Origin of the sequence: Kordia aestuariivivens (assembly GCF_014397005.1) — a bacterium.
Classification (GTDB): domain Bacteria; phylum Bacteroidota; class Bacteroidia; order Flavobacteriales; family Flavobacteriaceae; genus Kordia; species Kordia aestuariivivens.
On the sequence record NZ_JACGWS010000008.1, the window covers coordinates 225,301 to 247,817 of the forward strand.

The following is a 22,517-nucleotide window of genomic DNA, read 5'->3' on the forward strand; positions in this document are numbered from 1 at the left end:
ATTAATATTTATTCAATATAATATTCCCATCTGACTTTGTATTTGACAATTGTTGAATCATTAATCTTTTCAATTAAAAATAAATTTGGATAAACTTTATATGGATATAATGGGTTTATTTTGTCAACGTCTTTTTTAAGGTCTTCAATATTTGATATTTTGATATTTTTTAAATAAATAACAGAACAAGTATCAGCTTGCTTTTTATTAGAGAGAAACATTTCTTTATCAATGTAAAAGGTAATTTCCCCGTCTTTCTTTATTCCTTTAGTATAAAATTTTTCTTTGATATTTTTTCCATTTACTTCAACCAAATAAGTTTTTTTACTATTTGAGTCAAAATGTAAATACACGTTTTGCTTTTTTACTTCTTGAGCTAAACAAAAAAAGCAGGAAAATAATAAGAGTATCGAAGTTAAATTTTTCATGACATACAAGTTTCGTTAATATTGATTAGCAGAAATCTATATACATTTTATTTTTTCTTGTAGAATTGTAATTGTTCACAGTCCATACATAAATTATCATCTAGGGTTGCTATTTTTGGATGTGTTGCATCACTCAAACTTATCCTATAATTATTTATTATAATTTTTCCGTTTATGTATTTATTGGAAGAATTTTTGAATTTAAGTTTTTCAGCTTTGAGTAATTTTTTGTTTTTATATATGAAACAACTATCTTCTTGAATTCTAATTGATGTAACTTTAGCGTCTTTTGCATTATGATTAGGTTTCAAGATATATATTCCCGTAAATCTTTCTATTATATTATTTTTATTAGTATTGGTATTTATAGTATGTATTCTATCCCAAATATATAAGTCAACTAATTCATCTTTTCCGATAAGGCTCGTATACTCTTTAATCAAAGATGTATCAATACTTTCTCCTTTTTCTTTACTGAGAATATTGTAAAACTTATACATTGCCGAATTCTCAAAATCAGCATGTAAAGCTGTAAGACTATCTATTTTTCCTTGTAAATCTTCACACGAATTATCATTCTGCTTTTGCTGACAAGCAAAACAAAATAAAAGAATAATGAAGCTGCTAATGGCTATTGTTTTTGTTTTCATTTTAATTACGATTTAATTACAATTTACACCTGTACTATTATACTCTTGGTTCATTATATTTTCATATCTATTATATTTTCTTTGACCTTCAGGGATATTCGCTTCGTCAATATCAACTTGTTCCTTAAATTTTTTCCACGCATCTGTATATTGACTATTATTACCATTAATACTGGAAGTCTGTCTTAAACCAGCCCAAGATATTGCTTCATAAAATTCTTCAGGGTTAATTCTTGTGATACCTTTTGCTGTATCATAATCTTTCATAGCTTGAATAAGAGTTTCTCTGTAAAATGAAGCCATTTGGTTGTGATGGGCTAATGAATAATCTGGATATAATGCCCATGTAATTAGATTCCCTGCTGAATTTTGTGAAGACTCTACATTGCCATAAGCCATAGTATAATGTGCTATACCTTGATAATTGTTTCGTAATGCGTCATATTCAGTTATAGATATAATATTATAATTTTCTACTAATTCTTTTAATTTCCTGTAAAGCTCAGCATGTATTATTTCGTGGACAATTGTTTTAACCATTATAATATTACTTACATGTGACAATGATTGACTATTAAAGTTAAGAAAGGCAGTATCTTGCTGTTGATTTAAGCTAGTCTGCCCTGTATTACTCCATTGAGAACTACTAAAAATTCCCCATTCTAAATGTAATACAGGATACGTTGGTTCAAATTTTTTAATTATTTTACTTATCTGTTTTGTTGCTATGACATCGTCTTTAATTGATTTAAGACAAGTTTGGTTTTGGAATTCAACGGTCTCGTTAATTTCAATAATCAATTCTAAATCAAAATCTATTATTGCATTCTCTGAAGCAGTAAGGACATTTATAGCAAACTCTTGCGACACTTCACTACAACCATTTTCATCTAAATAATTAATAATGGCAGTCCATTGTCTAAGTGTTAAACTAACTTGCTCCAAAATTTCAGGGTCAATAGTAGTGGTATCTACGGTATCAAAAGAAAAGGTATTAATACATTCCAAAATAGATTGCTTTACTATATCTTCTTCTGAAATTGGTGAAGTCAAAACATCCGTAGTATTGTCATTTGTTGCATCTCCATCAGTTGTATCACCGCTTCCACCCGTAGTTGAAGGAGTTGAAGGGTCAGTGGTATTATCGTCAGTTCCATTACCAGTTCCACTACCACTTGGCGGACAATAAATAACGATATTGGTGTACGTGGTACAAGGAACATCATTTGCGCCTTCATGCTCACAACCGTTCTGTATATGCCCATTAGTTGAATATAAATATGAAGTTCTTGAACCGTCTGGCACATGATATTCTGCATACGTAATAGTACATGGTAACGAGTCTTCGCCTAGTATGTCTGATAAGTTTACGGCAAGTGGCTCGTATGTTATTTCGTAAGGGGAGTTTACGTGTCGTGTTGCTAAAAACTCTTGTCTTTGTGACTCAGTAAAATGATACGTTATCAAACTAGCATCATAATCATCCATAGTTTCATTGTATGAAAAAACAGCATTCTCTAATACACTGCTTGTATCGTTTGCACGACTGATGCTAAACGTGTATGAATGTGCATTCGTTTCCACATTTTCAACAAACTTTACAATACTTGCGTCAATAGTGAAATTATATAGTTCACTATACGTACTTTCTGCAAGGCTGCCTTGTTGTAGTGTTGCTAAACTTCTCATTTTATCACTAAGCTTGTTGTTACTATCTACGTCTTGTTTTGACATTAGAGTTGATCTAAAAGGAGATTCTTTTTGTAAAGTTTCCTCTTGTTGTACTTCTGTAACGATATCATTTTGACAATTAGTAAACAAAAACAATACCAAGATACACAAAGTGCGCATTAAATTTCTTACGATTTTCATTTTTTTAGTTCTTTAGATTTACGCCTACTCTTAGAGGTTTTCGGCTACGCCCATTCTTAAAAATTATATGCAACATAATTTTAGGGAATAGGGAAATTTCTATACAGTAACTTAACCACAAATAACATGAAAAAAAGTAAGGATTGTAAGAGGAAACTTCCCCTTATTTTAGGGAAAGTTCCTTTTTTAACCTCATTACTATTTTTACATCATGAAAAAAATAAGGGTAGAAAACAAATGAAGTAAAAATTAGGAGCGATTTCATTACATTTGTTTAAGACCAAGACAAATAAATGACATTTTTCCTGATAAAACAAATAAAAAGACAAATATCACTATAAATTTATGAATGAACGATTCGATATAGCTTTGAAAGAAGGAGGTTTATCCACAAAAGTAGTTGCGGAATCTATTGGTTTAAAAGCAAATACGCTTCGCAAGGCTATCAATAGAGAAAGCCTTAACGATGGATATTTGATATTGATACAACAAAACTGTGGTATTTCAAGAAAATGGCTAAAAGATGGTATAAAACCTATATTGATTGACAAAGTAGAAACACTAAAATCATTCTTTGACAAAGATTTACTGAAAGCTTTGGAAAGTGTAGACAAAGACAAGATAGTGGCGTATTTGCTTTTAAGAGAAGAAGAGTTTTTAAAATTATCTTCATTTAATTCATTTGTAGACAAACTAAAAGTTTCTCAAAAAATAAGTGATATTGTGAACAAGAAATAAACTATTCTTTGACGTAGCTTTTAGCAAGTTGATTATAAAATGATTCTTCTAAATAAGACAAATTTCCTCCGTTAATTTTTCTTTTATGCAATCTTTCAAATTCATCTAACAACTTCATTTCATCATCTAAAAGGAAGTTTACGACATCAGTTAATGTAACTGTTAGGTTATGGGTAACAGCATCATTGACGATGAATCCTAAACTTTTAAGGCGGTCTAATATCTTCTTATTATTACTCTCCATCTGCTACTTTCTCTAACGTTGAAAAAATCTTTTTATCCATAACTTCAGAGTCTTTTGAAATTATTTCCTTGTTTTCTTTGGTCATGGCTTTTGCTGCCATTTTAAAGTAATGATCTACTCTAATTTCTCCTATAAGTTCAATAAGATTAACAATGGAAGCTTTGTAACTTTTTAAAGTATGTGCTTTTCTATTGATTAAATATTTGATAGAAAAAAAGATGGAAAAACCAAGAACCAAACAAATACAAAACATAACACTAGCATATATTGGCGTTGGTAAATCTGCGTTTGTAATAAAGATTGAATGAATAACCCAAAACAGCGAAACTGCTATCCATGCAGATGCTTCTAAGACAAGTGATTTTTTTAGGTATTTATTTTTATGATCGTAAATGATACGTAATGTATAACGTATGGATAATGCAAAAAAGGAAAATGACAAGCCAAAAACAAATAACCAATATTGAAAGCTATTTCTTCCGTTAAAGGAATGTGCTAATGCCAAATCTCTTTTTACATAGTTATAGTTGTTTATTTTAGTTTTTGATAATTTGGTTTGTTCTTTGTACAATCTTAAAAAATCTGATTTTGTAATCTCATTTTTTTCAAATTTATTAAATAAAGATTGTTGATTTTCATTCCTTTCTTTGATTATTGGTACATAGGTTTTTTTATGTTCAATCTGCTCATTTGATAAAAAATTAAATGAAACATGATAAAGAGACATCGTTATACATAAATATAAAACAATGCCTCTTAATATTTCTTTAATCTTGAACTGGTTCTTCCTCTGGCTCATCATCTACTTGTCCGTCATTTGCGGGATCAACCACTGTAATATCTGGTTCATCCTCGTTAGTTAATGTTTCGGGTGTACAGCTTGTGTACATTACTGAAAATAAAAATGTAAATACTGCTGTTAAAAATACTTTTTTCATAATACTTTAGGTTTAAATTAGAATTCCATAAAGAGGTAAATTACTAATAAAACAGAAAGCAAAACAGTAAGTAATAACTATATTTTCGTTACATATTACCTTTTTCCTTATTTGATATAATTAAGGAAAAATGTCTTACAAAGATAAAAGTTAGGAGTCTAGTCACTTACGGAAATACCGTAAAATAAGTACAGTTTTACAGTATTGAAATCTTCACCTTACAATTATAATACTAGCAATCCTTACGGGTTTCCGTAATGTAACAATGTATTCAAAATGCTGGATTTTATTTATTTAATTTGAAATTCAATTTGTTTTTCTCTTTTTCGGCTAAATTTTCTCTACTAAACACCTTTTTTAATTATTCCGATTTTATTCTCTTGTTAGTATTTATTTTTCTTTTTTGAAATTCATAAGTCATTCATGTATCGCTTTGATTCAAAGTAATACTTTAAGGTTTTTTACGACCCATAAATTTTTCTATTTGTTCGATTTTGTACCGAATGATAAAAGTGAATAAATCATATTTTAAGTGTTTCTTTTCATATTTGTTTTAGATATGAAGTTTAAAGACTTTGAGTAGTTTAAAACAAATAGTAATCTAAGTAAGAAAAGAAGTTATTATCATTTGAAATTTATAGTATAATACAAACTGAAAAAGATCCATAACGGATCAATTAGATATAAAATCAATTCGCAAAGAAGCAAAACCCAATATGGAGATCAATAGGGTTTTAAAGGATCAGATCACAGTAGTTATTATGAGTAACGTTGCAATTTTCAGGGTACTTTTTATTTCCAAATATTTTATTAAAGGATATCTTCAACTCGTTAAAGTAACTCATAATTTGAAAAACACATGATTTTTAGTTGAAAACTGTTGGGTATCGTCCTAAAGTTTGTCTACATATTATTATTAATCTGTTATTCCAAACTTCTCTAGAATGGTTTCCAATAAGCACCATTTGGTTAATGAAGACTGAAAAAGGTTTACTCCAACAAAGGCGGTAAACCAAAGCCAGTTCATATTTACATATATAGCTAATAATAGACTTATAAGTATAAAACTTCCTGCTACACCTCTAACAACTCGATTTTTCATAACGCTTCATTTTTTAAATGTATTACTTAATATTTTCATCTTTATAGGAATTGTATTATATCTTATTGATATTGCTCTACAACAGTTACAATCAATAACTTTATTATTCATATTTTTTTCGTTCAATTAAATAGTAAATTAACGGTACAACAAGCAATGTTAATATGGTAGACACAATAGTACCCCCCATTAGGGATATTGCTAATCCTTGGAAAATAGGATCAAATAAAATGACAAAGGCTCCAATGACAACGGTTCCAGCTGTTAGTAAAATGGGCGTTGTTCTAACGGCTCCAGCTTCAATGACTGCTTTTTTTAAGGGGACTTTCTCAGCCAAGCGAAGGTTTATAAAGTCAATCAGTAAAACTGAGTTACGCACCATAATACCAGCTAAGGCAATCATACCAATAAATGATGTTGCAGTAAAGAAAGCTCCCATCAACCAATGTCCAAGGACAATACCTATTAATGAAAGTGGAATAGCTACCATCATTACTATAGGAGCTTTAAAGTTTTGAAACCAACCCACGATAAGTATATAGATTATGATGATTACCCCTAGAAAAGCGATTCCTAGATCTCTAAATACTTCTAAGGTTATTTGCCATTCACCATCCCATTTCACGGTATAATCATCTTCTAAGTCAGGTTGACTGAAATACAACTCATCAAGTGTATAACCATTAGGTAGGTTTATTTCTTTAAGCTTATCTTCCATACCAAGAATGGCATATACTGGACTTTCCAATGCACCTGCCATATCTGCAAGTACATATACTAATCGTTTCTGATTTTTTCTATAGATGCTTTTCGCCTTAATTCGTTCTTGAATGTCAACCAGATCACCGATGGTTGTCATGGTATTATTTTTAGATCTAATGCTTAGTTGGGAAATATCATTTAGAGTGGATTTTTCTTTTTCGTCTAGCACTAAAACCAACCCTATTTGCGAGGTTGAATTCTCATCATACAAAGTTGTAATAGGTCTGTTCGATAATGCCATATTCATAGTATATACAATTTGTTGTGGTGTGATACCGTACAACATTGCTTTTTCTTTATCTATTATGAACTCATATTCGATTTGATCTGCTTCTGTCATTCCGTCTACATCAACCACATCATTTGTAGTGCTTAGTATTTTCTCTATTTGATCTGCAATATGAATTTGTGTTTTATGATTTGGTCCATATATTTCAGCCACAATAGTTGATAATACTGGAGGTCCTGGTGGTACTTCTACAATTTTCACATTGGCATTGTATTTTTTACCTATGGTTTGAATGTCGGTTCGCATCGCACTGGCAATAGTGTGACTTTGAGTACTACGTTCTGTTTTATCTGTAAGATTTACTTGAATATCAGACATATTACTTCCACCTCGAAGATCATAATGACGTACGAGTCCGTTGAATGTAATGGGAGCAGATGTTCCAGTATATGCCTGATAGTTTACTACTTCAGGACGACCCGATAAGTATTGTGAAATTTCTTTAGTTACGGCTGCCGTACGCTCAAGTGTTGTTCCTTCAGGCATATCGATAACGACTTGAAATTCGTTTTTATTGTCAAAAGGTAACATTTTTACAGCGACAGACTTGGTAAAGAAAAGCCCTACTGAGCCTAATAATAGTAGAAATGTAATCCCTAAAAACAACCATCTTTTTTTCTTATTCTCAATTAAAGGTGTTTCTATTTTTGAGTAAATTCTGTAGATGAAAGTTTCTTCTAGTGGCTTTATCTCTTTATCATTTTTATTTTTTTCTCTAAGAAAAATATAACCCAAATACGGTGTTATGGTTAATGCTATAAATAAGGATAGTAACATTGCAATAGATGCGCCTATGGGCATAGGAGACATATATGGACCCATTAAACCAGAAACAAAAGCCATAGGCAATACAGAGGCAATTACTGTGAAAGTTGCAAGTATGGTTGGGTTTCCTACTTCATTAATTGCAAATAGTGCTGCTTGCTTAAAGGGAAGCTTCTTCATCTTGAAATGCCTATGCATATTTTCGGCAATAATAATAGAATCATCCACCACAATTCCAGTAACAAATACCAACGCAAATAACGTAATTCGGTTAAGCGTATAATCTAACATATAATAACTCAGTAATGTAAGTGCAAACGTAATAGGCACAGATAAGAATACCACAAGACCGCCACGCCATCCCATAGCCAACATAACAACAAGTGTTACGGCAATGATTGCTCCAATAAGATGCATTAATAATTCTGATACTTTATGAGATGCGGTTTTTCCATAATTTCGGGTTACTGTAACGTGGACATCATCTGGGATAAGGGTGCGTTTTAAGTGAGTTACTTTGCCTAGTATTTTTTCGGAAAGTTTCATAGCATCAGCTCCTTTGCGTTTCGCAATAGATATAGTTACTGCTGGATATTCAGATGGATATGAAATGTCCATATTACTCGCTTGACCGTAACCGAAAGAGACATAATTTGTTGGTATTTCTGGTCCGTCATGAACCGTGGCAATTTGTTTTAAATAGATGGGCTGCTGCTGCTGTACACCAACAATTAGATTTTCAATATCCTCTTTATTTTCTAAAAAACGCCCCGTTGTTACTAAAAACTCGATATCATTTTTATTAAAGCTGCCCGAACTCAACTGATGATTATTTGTCTTTATCATTTCAGAAACTGATAAAAAATCTAGTCCACTTGCAGATAGCTTGTCTTTATCTAGAACAACGCGTACTTGCCGATTTCTACCACCTATTTTGTGGGTAGCAGAAACGTCGGTAATTTTTTCAATCTCATTTGTTAGCTCATTAGCCATCTGTTTTAATTGATAATCATCATAACGCTCGCTCCAAAGCGTAAGACCTAGCACTGGAACATCATCTATAGCCCTTGTTTTTACTAAAGGAAATGTAACACCTTCTGGCATCTGATCCATGTGCTTGTTAATCTCATTGTATAATTTCACAAAGGAACGTTCAATGTCCTCTCCTACATAGAATTGTACAATCACCATTCCTTGTTCTTGCATCGAAGTAGAATACACATATTCAATACCTTTTATATTAGAAATGAGCTTTTCTAAAGGCTTAATAACTCTCGATTCCACTTCGGTAGGGCTTGCCCCTGGATAGCCGATGAATATATCTGCAATAGGAACATTTATCTGAGGTTCTTCTTCTCTTGGAATTAAGAATGAACTATAAACACCAATAACCATAAAAACGATCATTAAAAGCACCGTAAGTTTTGAACTTATGAAGCCTTTGGCAATTTTTCCTGCTAATCCTTCTTTCATTATGATTCTATTTTACGAGGTGTATTAATTTTATTTTTTTACTTATTTAACGGAGACTTTTGCTCCATTAAAGAGCTTTTCTTCCGCAGAAATGATATAATTTTCTCCAGCTTTAAGCCCAGATAGTACTTCCACATTTTCTCCAATATCTTTTCCTAAACGCAACCAACGAAGTAGTGCTTTATTACTTTTACTCACTGTATACACTCCAGATAATTCTCCTTTTTTTATGATTACTTTTTGCGGTATGACAATGTTTAGAGAAGATATAGTGCGCTTTATTGGAAAATGAACCGTCGCATACATTCCTGACAAAACAGTTGTATTACTAGCTTCTAAAATGACTTTAACTAAATATTGCCCTCCAGTTTCTTTTGCTGATGGACTTATGTGTGTAACACTTCCTTTTAATGTTTGATCGATCGATTTTACATGTACTTCCACAACCATTCCTGTTCGTATCTTAGAAATCTCATTTTCAGGGATCATTGCACTTACTTCTAATTTACCAGGAGCTTCAATGGTGAGTAACGGTATTCCCATGGCTGCCATAGCTCCAGTCTCAATAGATTTACTAATGACCACACCATTAAAAGGAGCTCTAATATCTGTGTATGAAAATTGTGTTTGGAGTTCATTTTTCATTTGTTTCGCAGTTTCTAATCGTGCTTTGGTCATTTCAAAGCTTGTACTCATATTGTCAAGTTCCTTTTGTGTAGCACTTGATTCTGAAAACAAATTTTTATAGCGATCATAATCTTTTTCAGCGTTTATATAAGCAGCTCTTGCTTCGGAAATCTTGGCATTTATTTGGGCTTTTTTTGCTCTTAGATCGTCACTATTGATAGATATAAGCAACTGTCCTTTTTTTACCTTATCACCAATATTTACATATACCTTATTTACAGAACCTATTATACGAGTACTTAATGTTGCACTATTTATAGCCTGTACTTTGCCACTCACACTAAGCGTAGGAACACTTTTGTCGAGTTGTACAGATGCTACTTTTACAGCAATGACAGGCACATTGTCAATACTATCCTTTTTATCATCGTTGCTACAACTCCAAAATAAAAGTATGGTTATACTAAGTGTAATTATGTATCTAAATGTTTTCATTCTTTATTCTTCTTTTGTTAAATATTGGATATAAGCTTGCGCAAAATTGTACTCAAAAACAGTTTGATAATACTCTAACTGTTTTTGTGCATATAACGATTCAGAAGCTAACAAGTCATTTGTTTTTTCTAATCCTTGTTTAAATCTATTCGTTCTTATTCTAAGGGCTTCTTTAGATTGTATTACTGCCAAATCTGTTAAAACAAGTTTGTTCTTTATATCTTGGAAATGGCGTATTACTTTATTTAATTCTAGTTGACTTTGTGTTATATATTCGTCATACTGAATTTTTGCTTTTTCAAGTAATGCCTTGCTTTTTTGAGTCTTTCCAAAGCGTTTGTAACCGTCTAGTATATCCCAACTTAGATCAACTCCTATTATATAACCATTTGCATTTCCTTGAAACAATGAGTTGTCATATAATTGATAACTCCCAAAAGCATTAAGTCTTGGTAAAAAACTCATTTTATCTGCTTTATTCATGGCTGTGTATGCTTTTATTGAAAAATCCATTGCTAGAATATCTGCTCTGGATTTTGGAATAAATCCTGGAAACTCTTTCATTGGATTAATTTGTAAAGAATCTAAAGGCTTTATTAGTTTAGCTATGTTTTCATTCAGCAATACAGATAAATAATTTGAAGTATTAAGAATAATACTTTTTGCGTATTGTAATTGGTTTTCAATTTCCGTACTTCTAATATCCATTTCCAGAATATCTGTCTTTTGTACCATACCTTGTTTATATAGATTTTTTACAAGACGTTTATTTTCGTCTACCGTCTTCTTTGTTAATTCAAGTACGGAAATCATCTTATAAGCCAATTGCAATTGCATATATGTTTTTTCTACTTCTAATGATATTTTATTGGTTGCGTTTTCTGACTGAAGTTCTAATGCGCTTACAATCTGTTTAGCAGCTTTTCGCTGGTAGATACCATCTAAATTGAGAATAGGTTGTACTATTTCAATTTTTGTGCTATAGTTGTCTATTCTAGATGGGTTATTTAAAAAAGCAGGATTGAAATCACTCGCTGTTAAAATCTCTTGATTTAATTTTGAACCGAAAGCCATTAGGGGATTCGTAGTAGATATAGCATTATGAGATGCTGTAATTTTGGGTAAAAAAATAGCATTTGTTTGATTAAAATCACCTCTTGCAACTAACACCTCTTGTTCTGAGATTTTAATAGTGTTATTAGATGCTATTTTTGACAATACCTCTTCCTTAGTAATAAATAGCGTATCGCTCTGGCTAATAGCAAGTATTGGAAAAGTGCAAAATAAGATGAAGACTATATGTTTCATTGTTGCTTCTTTTTTGTTTTGAACCAGTAACTAACACCAACAGTCCAATAGAATACAGAATCAAGATCTTCTTCAAAAACTGTATCTTCCGTAACTATAGTTGCGCTAGATTGTGGTAATGCTAGTGAAGGTGTAAATGAAAATATGAATGATTTATAATGATATTCTATAGGAGTCGATAATTCAATATTCAAGATATTAAAGGAAGAACTCTTTTCAAATGTTACGGTATTAGATGCTAATTGAGCTGAGTTACCCGCTCCTTGTCCTTTTCTATTTCCCAAACGATTGGATTGGTAATATGCTTCATAAAAATTTTGAGTACCAGCATTTATGCCAATAGATGGCTTGAATACTAATGTTTCCTTCTCATTTATGAAAGATTTCTCTATGAAAAAACTTGTGAAAAAGTCATTCGTACTTCCAGAATTAAAAAAACTACCAATACTTGCCGAAAGTTCTACATAATCTAGATCGTATGATAGAAGTCCATTTATGCTGACAGCCATTTCAGATTGAACAGCATAGCTATCGTCATTATAAAAATAACCAGTGGCTAGAATACCTCCACTCCATTTTTTTGAATTAAATAAGTAACCTCCGCTCAGTAAAAATAGATCTACTCGCTGTTCTTCAGAAGCAGTTAAATATGATACTGTGGCATCTGCAAAAAATCCAGAAGCATCATAATACCCTATGGATGGAAAAATATATGGAGCAGCAATAGAGTCACGTCGACCCATAAAAACAGCATCATTTATATAACTTACATCTGCGAGAATATATGAGTCGTCATCGGATAGATTTTTAATAACATCTTCCCGTTGTTGCGAGAATATATACGAGATAGAAAGCATTGCAATACAAAGACTGAGAATAATATTTTTTTTCATTAGAATCTTATTTTATGTGATAAAAATGGGCTTTGCTTTACATTAAATATTAAAACAAAGCCCATGATTACGTGATTATTTTAATTAGACCCTCCAACTTTTTTCTTATTCTTATTAGGTTTAACCTTCTTCTTAGTTTTAAGCATCTTTTTTTGTAAGATCATTTTACGGTGCTGTAATATATTTCTATAAACACTGCCTTGCATATTAATACATTCACCATCTCTTAATTGATTTTGTTTGCGATCTCTTGAGCGCATATACGTACCATCAGTATTTACAGTTGTACCATCGGCTAAACGTATCTGCTTTTCTATTCTGTTTTGCGATTGATTACGGACTTTCATAACCTGTCCATCCATATATACATAATGCACTCTCTTTTGACTTCTTGTGCGTATTTGAGTTCGTGTGAGCCCTTGGTTCTCTTTGTGCATTTTAAAACGATAATGATATTCATTACGATAGCGAACACCATCTGAATCTATACATTCTCCATCGTTTAAACGCAATCGATCTTGATCTCTAACTTGTATATAACCGTCAGGATTTAAAATAGTTCCATCAGAAAGGGTAACCTTATCTTTCAATCTAATTTGATCACGGTCTCTTATTTGTAATACATCACCGTCAACGAGCATAAGGCGATCTCTATCACGATCTTGATCTTGAGCAAATGTGGATGTCATTACAACTAAGGACATAACCACTAATACATATAATTTTTTCATTTATAAGAATTTAATATTGATTTATACTTCAAAATTATGTAACACTTACACCATTTGAAATGACCTGAATCAGTTGTGAGAATTATATTAGAACTCGAAGGAAAAAGCTATCCCTAAATCATAGGTCTAATGATGCGATTCATTTTATAACTATTTCATAGTCAGTTTTTTTGGGTATTAAATCAAAAACATCTAATAGTATAAAAACAATAAGTTTACTTTTTTTGGGACTCTTTTTAAGCTTGGCTTTTTGGTCAGTTTAAAAGTGGAGAAGATATCGTGATTTCAGACCAGCAAAAAGATGATATCTATCTAGCGGAAGAAACGATCAAAATAAATGCAGCAGATGGAACAATTATTATCAATGATAGTATTTATGATGATCTTTCTGCGGTTAGTGTTGATTTGTCCATCAATAAGTGTATTGCTGATGATGTCAGGAGATAAAAATTACTATTGATACGGAAATTGGCGATGACCTAGTGATTTTCGGTGGAGAGGTTTTTATCACAAAAAAACTAAAGTGAATGGTAATTTGATTTGCTCCGCAGAAGCTATTGAGATGAATGGCAGTTTTTTATTATTATTTTATAGTTTAAAATTAATTTTTTCATCATTAAATGTTATAGTCAATAAATCGTTTCTGAAGTATACAACAATATTCCCTTTTTTATCTACAGAAATCCATTTAACCATCTTTTATAATAACAGTTAAGTCTTTAACCTTATAATAATCCTTTATAGTGACGTAGGTCATTCTTTACGACGAAAGACTGCCTTAATTTAGCCTTATAAAATATTGTTAAATTTAAAACCTTAAAAATCATGTCACTAATAAAATTTAGAAAAAAAAGACCCTTCGGAAACCTCATTGCTTCAGATTTTTTTGATTCTGATCCTTTCTTTGGAAATCGCCTATGGAATACAAGTTTCTTCAACGGAGATTTCTGGAATGGAAAATCGCAAGAACCAGCATTAAACGTTAAAGAAACAGATGAAGCCTATGAAGTAGAATTGGCTGCTCCTGGGTTTTCGAAGAAAGATTTTGAAGTCACCATAGATGATGGCTATCTTAATATTTCAGCAGAAAAATCAGAATCCAAAGAGGAAGATGATGATAATTACACAAGAAAAGAGTTTAGTTATAATTCTTTTGAAAAACGGTTACAGCTTCCCAATTCTGTAAAGGATGAAGATGTCAAAGCAACATATAAAGACGGCATCCTTAGTTTTGATCTTATCAAAAAAGAAGAAGCTAATGTAAGAAAGCCAAAAAGAATTGAAATTGCCTAATGCATTATTTTCAGAAAATCATCTTCAATAATGACCCTTTTACCAAAACTCTACGTACAAAAGATTTGGCAAAAGGGTTTTAAAATAATATATCTTCAAACTAACTCAAATGCTAAGAATGATTTTAGAGCCTTTTGCAATACATGCAAAAACTGTGGCACAGAAGCTAAGCAGCTCCATTCAATTTGGTTTAACCAATGAGGAAACGCAACATCGTATTAAAGAATTTGGGACCAATGACATCCCAGAAAAAAAGAAAAAAAGCAGATGGAAAATCCTTATTGATCAATTTATAGATCCCATTATTCTCATTCTTGCATTAGCAACATTTTTCACATTTCTTTTTAGCCCCGATTTGCTTGAAACAATTGCCATATTAATGGTTATCCTAATTACGGTTGGTATTGGTTTTATCATGGAATTACAAGGTATTCGCTCTCTTGAAGCGCTTCGCAAAATGGGATATACTGCATCCACTGTTTTGCGTGATGGAAAAATCCAAATGATACCATCAACATTATTAGTGCCTGGCGATATTATTTTTATTGAAACAGGTGATATTATTTCAGCTGATGCTCGTTTAATTTCTGTTGAAAATTTATCCATCAAAGAAGCTTTATTAACAGGTGAAAGTACAGCCGTAAATAAAGATTTAAGTAGACTAGCCAAAAATACACCACTCACAGAAAGAAGCAACATGGTATTTAAGGGTACATCTGTCATTCAGGGTTCGGCAAAAGCTATTGTTACCCATACAGGATTCCATACGCAATTGGGTAAAATTCAGAAAATGAGTGCCGTCATTGGAGAACAGCGAACTCCATTAGAAAAAAAACTGAACGAATTGAGTAAATGGCTTATTTGGCTCACATTGATATTCGCCATACTTATCTTTTTTACGGGATACTTAAGAGGTATGGATATCATAGAAATCCTTAAAACAACCGTAGCACTTGCAGTTGCAGCGATACCAGAAGGACTTCCCATAGTAGCTACGATTGCTTTAGCTAGAGGAATGCTTAAATTATCTAAACAAAAGGTTATTATTAAAAAAATGGAGGCGGTAGAAACATTGGGAGCCACAAATATTATTTGCACTGATAAAACAGGAACACTCACTGAGGATAGAATGCAAGTACATACAATGGCTTTTGAGGATGAACTATTGAGTAAAATTCAAAACAAAGAATATCATTTTTTTGATCATTTACTTAAAAAAAAATCTTTCAACACAATGATGAAGGCTAGTATTTTGTGTAATAATGTAGCGCTAGGTGCTATGAATAAGAGAGGAGATAGTATTGAATTAGCACTTATTGAATTCGCTGAAAAATTAAAATTAGACCTAAAAAAGATTAAAAAAAATAATCCAGAGGTATTAGAAATACCATTTGATACTAACAGTAAACTGATGGTTACATTGAATCAAAATGTAGTCATTGGTGCTACTATATATGTTAAAGGAGCATTTGAGAGTCTAGTTAACTACTGCGACACAATATTGAGGAAAGATAAGATTCAAGAATTTACAAATAAAAAAGAATGGTTTACCAAAGTGAATAAATTAGCATCTCAAGGATTAAGAATATTAGGGTTTGCTTATAGAGATGTTGCAGCGCCACCAATAAAAGAGGACTTATTATCAAATTTAACTTTTATAGGAGTCATTGCATTCTTAGATCCAGCAAGAGATGATGTAAAATCTACTATAAAAATATATAAAGACGCAGGAATTAAGGTCGTAATGTTAACAGGGGATCATCCTGGAACTGCTAAAAAGATTGCTGAAGAAGTCGGATTACTAGGAAAAGACTCTACTACTGATGGAGTAATCCACGGTAAAGATCTAGAACTTACAGAAGAGCTAGACACTACTAATAAAGAGAAGCTATTGAATGCCTCGGTTTTTGCAAGAGTAACTCCTGAACAAAAGCTAAAAGTAATAGCGCTTTATCAAAAGAACAATAATATCGTAGGTATGTTTGGTGATGGTGTAAATGACATTCCTGCATTGCGAAAAGCAGATATTGGTATTGCTATGGGAATACGCGGAACCCAAGCTGCAAGAGAGTCGGCAGATATCATTCTTAAAAATGACCGATTTACTGCTATGGAGTTAGCTATAAAACAAGGTCGTGCTGTTTTTGATCATATCAGGCAATTTGTGGTGTATCTTTTGTCATGTAATTTAGCCGAAGTAGTATCTGTTGGATTAGCGGCTTTGCTTAATTTACCTGCACCATTATTGCCTTTACAGATATTATTTCTAAACCTTATTACAGATATTTTCCCTGCACTTGCCCTAGGCATGGGGAAAGGAGAAGTTGATATCATGAAACGCCCACCTAGGAAAGCAAATGAACCCATTATGACACCAAAGCTTTGGTCATCTACTATTATTTATGGGTTGTGTATTACCGCTGCAGTAGTTGGGATTACCGCATATTCTCACTTCGCATTAAAAGCGTCCCCAAGTGAAATAAATAACATGGCTTTCTTTACGTTATTACTCGCGCAATTATTCAATGTATTTAATATGTCTAAAACCGAAGTTCCCTTTTTTAGTAATGAAGTGATTAAAAATCCTTGGGTATGGGGAGCATTTATAGTATCAATAATCATAACAGTAGGTGCCTATTCTATTACTCCTGTTGCTGATGCGCTTCATTTAACTAGTTTATCAATAAAACAATTTGGGTGGGTAATTGTATTTACATTTGGTTCATTGGTTTTGTCACAACTTATGAAGCGATTGGGGTTTACATTTTAGATATGGCTTATAGTGTATCTGAAATTCCACAATAAAGCATAAAAAAAGAACATTGAATTTATTCCCGTTCAATGCTCTTTTATATAATCACTTTTGTGTAGTAATTGGTAGTATCGTAAATTATTATAAGTTCATAAAAATGTATTATAACTTTATAAAAAATTACCATATTGATCCGTTTTAACTCTAATGGTTTTCTCTCCATTAGTCAATTTCAACTTGTAGATTTTTTTAGATTCCCATTTTGGCTCAGAATAACTCACTTTATAGATGTCTTTATCTACTATCCAATTAGGAAACCGTTCTAATAATGCTTGACTTACGGCAAACGGTAGTTTTACATTTTTATAGCGTTCAATAGTTCTAAGCAACTTGCCATCCTTGTCATAAGTAGCTACAGCATACCCTTTTGGAATATAAAAAGAAACAGTATAACTATCATATTCATCGTTGTAATACTCTTCTTTTGTAACATCAAACTTTCCAAGTTTTATTTGTAAATCTTTAACGTTTTGATCGATATCATCATCCACCACTTCATAAATATATTTGTATTTGATAGGACGAATTACAACAGTGTCGAGTTCAATTACTTGAGCAAATAAAGGTGTAGTTAGACCACAAACCAATAAAAAAAGAAATAATTTTTTCATAATAATAAAGTTTAGTTTTTTATTAAATAAAGTTAGCTAGTACTTAGAGCATACAAAATGACCTGCATCATTTCATAATTGATTAATCAATGATACTTTTATGTAGCTATTTTAAATACATATAAAAATGAAAGGCATTAATATTGAAGAACAATTAAAGGATAAAGGCATTAGCAATACATTACTTTTAGAGGCTTTTCAAGATATTCCTGAAGCTTTTTTTTTATCGGAAAACTTACACCCTTATTTTTATGAGGATGTACGGATTGAAAAATCTATCAAAAAAACAGAGCCTAGAGTTATTGTGGTTGCCAGAATGTTGGAGCAACTAGAAGTAAAAGAGGAAGAGAAAATTCTAATTACTGGAGTAGATTCTGTTTATATATTGGCAGTACTTTCTAAAATATATAAAGAGGTATATGCTGTTGAAACTACTAAAACCTACTCAAATTGGGCTTTAGAAGTCTTAAAAAATATAGATATTAGCAACGTACACATAAAAACTGGAAAACTGGAAAACGGTTGGAAAGCAAAAGCACCATTTAATGCTATTTTAAGCGCTTCAGAATTCAAAGAAATTCCAGAGACCATAAAAGAACAATTAAAAATCGGAGCTAAATTATTGGCGCCCGTTGGTCCAGATTGGGCACACGTTATGTTGGAAACTATAGAACGTATTTCTGAAACTGAATATATTACAAAAGCATTGCGAGATAATTATTTTATTCCAAGACCAAAGCTAATTCCTAAAATAGGAAAAGAAATATATCCTGAAAATGAAATTATAGACGAAATAGGTATTAGTTCTATTCCTTTTAAAACAATTAAAAAATTTCCAACAGATGGGTTGCTAGAACGAATTGGTGATGCTAAAGTTGTACTGTTGGGTGAGGCATCGCACGGCACTTCAGAGTTTTATACCATGAGGCAAGAAATAACAAAAGCACTTATAGAAAAAAAAGGGTTTAACCTTGTTTGTGCAGAAGCGGATTGGTCTGATGCGGAGCAAATTAATAATTATGTGAGAAACCAATACCAATTGCAAGATTGGATGCCTTTTGCACGTTTCCCAGAATGGATGTGGAAAAATAAAGAAGTACTTGATTTTGTGGAATGGCTTAAAAAAAAGAACACCAATCATAATACTACTATTGGGTTTTATGGACTCGATTTATACGGATTAGAAAACTCTATTGATTTAGTCATTAATTATCTGCAAGATATTGACGTAGATTTAGCGATACTTGCAAAAGTCCGCTATTCTTGTATGATGCCATATATGTCTAATCCTTCTTTATATGGAAAATTAGTAAATACTAAAAAATTGGAGAGTTGTGAGAAAGACGTGCTAAAAATGTTATTTGATTTGTTGAAAAACAAAAACAAACTCAATCATTCCCAAGCTTATTTTTATGCTTACCAAAATGCGACGGTTGTGGTGGATGCAGAACGCTATTACAAGGCGATGTATTATGGCAGTGCAGAATCTTGGAACTTACGCGATTTTCACATGTTTTATACTTTAAAATCTTTACTATCTTATTACGGTAAAGACTCAAAAGCTGTTGTTTGGGCGCATAATTCTCATATAGGGAATGCTTTGGCAACCGAAATGTATGCGAGAGGCGAAATAAATATTGGTCATTTGTGTAAGGAGCATTTTGGGTCTAAATCTTATCATATTGGTTTTGGAACACACACAGGAACAGTTGCTGCCACTAAAAATTGGGGAGAAACCATGAAAGTTATGAATGTGAATGATTCTGTTGCAGAAAGCTATGAACAGCTTTGTCATAAAACAAACGTTACTAATTTTACATTACCCTTAAGAGAAGAACATTCAGAAAAAAAATTGAGAGAATTTTTAAATACACCAAGATTAGAACGCGCTATTGGTGTTGTTTATAGACCAGAAACCGAATTGAGGAATCATTATTTTAAAACCGTATTGCCATCTCAATTTGATGAGTATATATGGTTTAATAAAACAAAAGCCATTACGCCACTTGAAATAAAAATAGAAAAAACTAAACTTCCGAATGTGCATCCGTTTGGGTTAATAGACAAATAATGAACATTAATTTATTTTAACCTTATTTAAAAAGGTTTTAACTTGGTTATCATCAACTTGGTCAAAGTTTTTGTAAAACTGACCTACAGCTCTAAAATTTACAGGTGTTGACAGACAGATAACTTCGTCAACAAAAGGCGTGTTTTTTAGTTTCTGTAAGGCACTTTGAGATGACACAGGAATGGCAATCACGATTCTTTTTGGTTGTTCATCGTGCAACATTTCTATCGTAGATAGAATAGTATTACCAGTAGCAATGCCATCATCTACAATAATTAAGATTTTATCTTTTAGATCTTGAGGTTCTTTATTTCCATAATAATCCTGATACCGGTTGGTAAGCAACGTTCTAATTTTTTTAGTTTCTTCTTCAATATAAATTTTAGAAATTTCTTTAGCTGCATCACTTAAAACTTGACTTTTTAAGGTAACTGCACCAATGGCATATTCCTTATGGAATGGATGCCCTATTTTTTTAGAAAGTACTACCTCTAAAGGTAAATGTAATTGTTTCGCTATGATATACCCCAAAGGCACACCACCTCTTGGGATAGCCAAAATTACAGCGTTTTTTCCCTTATAAGTTTCTAGTTTGTCTGCTAACAAATTGGCAGCTTCTATTCTATCTTTAAATACCATCTCTTTAGCTTTTTAAATATTTAGTAAACCAATTACAGGTTGATTTTGCTACAGCTTCTAACTTTCCTGGTTCGGAAAATAAATGTGTGGCACCTTCAATAATCTCTATTTCTTTGATGCCAGAAAGTTTAGCGTAGGCATTTTTGTTTAAATCAATAACAACGCCGTCATTACCACCAACAATTAAAAGAGTTGGGCTTTTTATTTTATCTAAAATAGGTGCAGCTAAATCTGGTCTGCCACCTCTAGAAACGATGGCTTTTATGCTTGTTCCTAAAAATGGTACTGCCTTTAATGCAGAAGCGGCACCAGTACTTGCACCAAAAAAACCAATAGGTGCATTTTGCATGTCTTTTCGTTTGCTTATCCATTGGGTAACTTTTACCAATCGTTCAGCAAGCAAATCGATGTTAAACCTGTTTTCATATATAGTGTCTTCAGCTTCCGTCAATAAATCAAACAATAATGAAGAGAAACCTTCTTTTAAGAGTAAATCTGCAACATAATTGTTTCTGCTACTCATTCTACTGCTACCACTTCCATGTGAAAAAACAACCAAGCCTTTTTGGTTTTCTGCTATACGCAATCGCCCCTTTAAGCTTATATTTTTTATTGGAATATTTACTTCTTTGTAGTTCATGACATTCTGGATTCAACTTTATTCCAATTAATGATTTTTAGAATTTTTTGGAGATATTCTGTTCGTCTATTTTGATATTTGAGATAATAGGCGTGTTCCCAAACGTCAATACCTAAAATTGGCGTCCCGCTCATTTCTGTTATTTTCATTAACGAATTATCCTGATTAGGAGTAGAAAAAATACGTAGCTTTTTGTCATTAGTCTGTATAACCCATGCCCAGCCAGATCCAAAACGTTTTGCTCCTACATCTGATAATTCATTCATAAAAGCTTCCTCTGATCCAAAGTCTTCAATGATTTTTGCTTTAAAGGTATTGCTCATCGTACCACCAGGAGTTAAGATATCCCAATATAGATTATGATTATAATAACCGCCACCATTATTGCGTATAGCATTGGGGAGATTATCCATACTTAAAATTTCTTCTATCGTTTTCCCAGAAATATTGTCTTTTTTCAAAGCTGCGTTAAGCTTATCTGCATAACCTTGATGGTGTTTCGTATAATGTATTTCCATAGTTAAAGGATCAATAACATCTGGAAAAGCGTTATATCCATAAGGTAGTTTAGGTAATTTGAAGATGTTTGAAGTTGATTCCATAATTTTTTCTTTTTTAGGTTCTGATTCACAAGCTAAAAACAGCAATGAAGGTGCGATATACGCGCCTGCTGATAGCGTTATTGCTTGTTTTAAAAATTTCCGTTTGTTCATCGTTTCCATTTTTTATTGTGTAAAAAAGTGTTATTTATTCTTTATTTGTATGCTAATGATTTAAAATATTATCATGTCCAAGTATGGGATAACCCAAAGCTTCCAAGGCATGTTTGGCATGTTCAAAATCACGTTTTGCAAAAAAGTCAAAGCTTACAGTTTCCTTTTCTAAGTTAACATCTACATTGCTAATATTACGTAATTCTGTAAGTCTGTTTGTTATGATTTTTACGCAAGTATCACAAACGAGGTTTTGTATGTGTACTGTTTTTCTCATAGTTGTATTATTGAAAGTCTCTGCTTTTTACTATTTAACGTATTACTGCTTGAGGCTAATAACCTTTAAAATTATGGTTTAAGAAATGATCTTGAAATGACTAGGATCATTTCAATAAAAAGTAGGGCTAATCCATTTTAAATTTT

At 32.0% G+C, this 22,517-nt stretch carries 22 protein-coding genes; 5 read left to right on the top strand and 17 right to left on the bottom strand.

What is annotated here, in order from left to right; translation table 11 throughout:
• Positions 1-8 precede the first annotated feature (8 nt).
• From H2O64_RS14370 to H2O64_RS14380, 3 genes are read right to left on the bottom strand one after another with little or no spacing between them, the layout of a single operon-like run.
• On the bottom strand, positions 9-428 hold the full coding sequence (locus H2O64_RS14370) for a hypothetical protein (protein ID WP_187562895.1): 420 nt from the start codon (positions 426-428) through the stop codon (positions 9-11).
• 47 nt (positions 429-475) lie between these two features.
• Positions 476-1,078 carry a hypothetical protein gene (locus tag H2O64_RS14375; RefSeq protein WP_187562896.1) on the bottom strand — a complete coding sequence of 201 codons (603 nt, stop codon included), beginning with the start codon at positions 1,076-1,078 and terminating at the stop codon, positions 476-478.
• A 12-nt stretch (positions 1,079-1,090) separates the two neighbouring features.
• Complete coding sequence (locus H2O64_RS14380) at positions 1,091-2,812, bottom strand: hypothetical protein (protein WP_187562897.1); 1,722 nt, start codon at positions 2,810-2,812, stop codon at positions 1,091-1,093.
• Between the two features lie 483 nt (positions 2,813-3,295).
• Here H2O64_RS14380 and H2O64_RS14385 point away from each other — a divergent pair, with 483 nt between their 5' ends.
• Complete coding sequence (locus tag H2O64_RS14385) at positions 3,296-3,688, top strand: hypothetical protein (RefSeq protein ID WP_187562898.1); 393 nt, start codon at positions 3,296-3,298, stop codon at positions 3,686-3,688.
• 1 nt (position 3,689) lies between these two features.
• Here H2O64_RS14385 and H2O64_RS14390 read toward each other — a convergent pair whose 3' ends face one another.
• The 9 genes from H2O64_RS14390 to H2O64_RS14430 all read right to left on the bottom strand — a co-directional run bounded on the left by H2O64_RS14390 (position 3,690) and on the right by H2O64_RS14430 (position 13,315).
• The gene (locus tag H2O64_RS14390; RefSeq protein ID WP_187562899.1) at positions 3,690-3,932 is read right to left on the bottom strand and encodes a hypothetical protein; all 243 of its coding nucleotides are present in this window, start codon (positions 3,930-3,932) and stop codon (positions 3,690-3,692) included.
• Positions 3,922-4,734 carry a hypothetical protein gene (locus H2O64_RS14395; protein WP_187562900.1) on the bottom strand — a complete coding sequence of 271 codons (813 nt, stop codon included), beginning with the start codon at positions 4,732-4,734 and terminating at the stop codon, positions 3,922-3,924. The genes H2O64_RS14390 and H2O64_RS14395 overlap by 11 nt, the downstream gene beginning before the upstream one ends.
• Positions 4,700-4,870 carry a hypothetical protein gene (locus tag H2O64_RS14400; protein ID WP_187562901.1) on the bottom strand — a complete coding sequence of 57 codons (171 nt, stop codon included), beginning with the start codon at positions 4,868-4,870 and terminating at the stop codon, positions 4,700-4,702. Before H2O64_RS14400 ends, H2O64_RS14395 begins: the two co-directional genes overlap by 35 nt.
• 916 nt (positions 4,871-5,786) lie before the next feature.
• Complete coding sequence (locus H2O64_RS14405; protein ID WP_187562902.1) at positions 5,787-5,972, bottom strand: YgaP family membrane protein; 186 nt, start codon at positions 5,970-5,972, stop codon at positions 5,787-5,789.
• Positions 5,973-6,075: 103 nt separating this feature from the next.
• Positions 6,076-9,261: an efflux RND transporter permease subunit gene (locus H2O64_RS14410; protein WP_187562903.1), complete on the bottom strand. Its 3,186-nt coding sequence runs from the start codon at positions 9,259-9,261 to the stop codon at positions 6,076-6,078.
• A gap of 42 nt (positions 9,262-9,303) precedes the next feature.
• Positions 9,304-10,383, bottom strand: a complete 1,080-nt coding sequence (locus H2O64_RS14415; protein WP_187562904.1) for an efflux RND transporter periplasmic adaptor subunit — start codon at positions 10,381-10,383, stop codon at positions 9,304-9,306.
• Between the two features lie 3 nt (positions 10,384-10,386).
• Positions 10,387-11,691: a TolC family protein gene (locus H2O64_RS14420; RefSeq protein WP_187562905.1), complete on the bottom strand. Its 1,305-nt coding sequence runs from the start codon at positions 11,689-11,691 to the stop codon at positions 10,387-10,389.
• Positions 11,688-12,584, bottom strand: a complete 897-nt coding sequence (locus tag H2O64_RS14425) for a hypothetical protein (protein ID WP_187562906.1) — start codon at positions 12,582-12,584, stop codon at positions 11,688-11,690. Before H2O64_RS14425 ends, H2O64_RS14420 begins: the two co-directional genes overlap by 4 nt.
• A gap of 80 nt (positions 12,585-12,664) precedes the next feature.
• Complete coding sequence (locus H2O64_RS14430; protein WP_187562907.1) at positions 12,665-13,315, bottom strand: DUF6799 domain-containing protein; 651 nt, start codon at positions 13,313-13,315, stop codon at positions 12,665-12,667.
• Between the two features lie 279 nt (positions 13,316-13,594).
• On the opposite strand from H2O64_RS14430, the gene H2O64_RS14435 reads away from it, so the two are divergent.
• The 3 genes from H2O64_RS14435 to H2O64_RS14445 all read left to right on the top strand — a co-directional run bounded on the left by H2O64_RS14435 (position 13,595) and on the right by H2O64_RS14445 (position 17,378).
• Positions 13,595-13,762, top strand: coding sequence for a hypothetical protein (locus H2O64_RS14435; RefSeq protein WP_187562908.1), 168 nt, complete (start codon positions 13,595-13,597; stop codon positions 13,760-13,762).
• A gap of 378 nt (positions 13,763-14,140) precedes the next feature.
• A complete protein-coding gene (locus tag H2O64_RS14440; protein WP_187562909.1) occupies positions 14,141-14,608 on the top strand; it encodes an Hsp20/alpha crystallin family protein in 468 nt (155 codons plus the stop codon).
• Positions 14,609-14,726: 118 nt separating this feature from the next.
• The gene (locus H2O64_RS14445; protein ID WP_187562910.1) at positions 14,727-17,378 is read left to right on the top strand and encodes a cation-translocating P-type ATPase; all 2,652 of its coding nucleotides are present in this window, start codon (positions 14,727-14,729) and stop codon (positions 17,376-17,378) included.
• 152 nt (positions 17,379-17,530) lie between these two features.
• Here the strand turns inward: H2O64_RS14445 and H2O64_RS14450 are convergent, their stop codons facing one another.
• Complete coding sequence (locus H2O64_RS14450) at positions 17,531-18,031, bottom strand: nicotinate-nucleotide adenylyltransferase (RefSeq protein ID WP_187562911.1); 501 nt, start codon at positions 18,029-18,031, stop codon at positions 17,531-17,533.
• Between the two features lie 127 nt (positions 18,032-18,158).
• Between H2O64_RS14450 and H2O64_RS14455 the strand changes: the two genes are divergently transcribed.
• Entirely contained in the window at positions 18,159-20,102 is a 1,944-nt protein-coding gene (locus H2O64_RS14455) for an erythromycin esterase family protein (RefSeq protein WP_187562912.1), read from the top strand.
• Positions 20,103-20,108: 6 nt separating this feature from the next.
• Here the strand turns inward: H2O64_RS14455 and H2O64_RS14460 are convergent, their stop codons facing one another.
• From H2O64_RS14460 to H2O64_RS14475, 4 genes are all read right to left on the bottom strand, one after another.
• Positions 20,109-20,741: a phosphoribosyltransferase gene (locus H2O64_RS14460; RefSeq protein WP_187562913.1), complete on the bottom strand. Its 633-nt coding sequence runs from the start codon at positions 20,739-20,741 to the stop codon at positions 20,109-20,111.
• Between the two features lie 4 nt (positions 20,742-20,745).
• Positions 20,746-21,381, bottom strand: a complete 636-nt coding sequence (locus H2O64_RS14465; protein ID WP_187562914.1) for a dienelactone hydrolase family protein — start codon at positions 21,379-21,381, stop codon at positions 20,746-20,748.
• Positions 21,378-21,983 carry a superoxide dismutase gene (locus H2O64_RS14470; protein ID WP_187562936.1) on the bottom strand — a complete coding sequence of 202 codons (606 nt, stop codon included), beginning with the start codon at positions 21,981-21,983 and terminating at the stop codon, positions 21,378-21,380. Before H2O64_RS14470 ends, H2O64_RS14465 begins: the two co-directional genes overlap by 4 nt.
• Before the next feature lie 163 nt (positions 21,984-22,146).
• A complete protein-coding gene (locus H2O64_RS14475) occupies positions 22,147-22,371 on the bottom strand; it encodes a heavy-metal-associated domain-containing protein (protein ID WP_187562915.1) in 225 nt (74 codons plus the stop codon).
• Between the last annotated feature and the right edge of the window lie 146 nt (positions 22,372-22,517).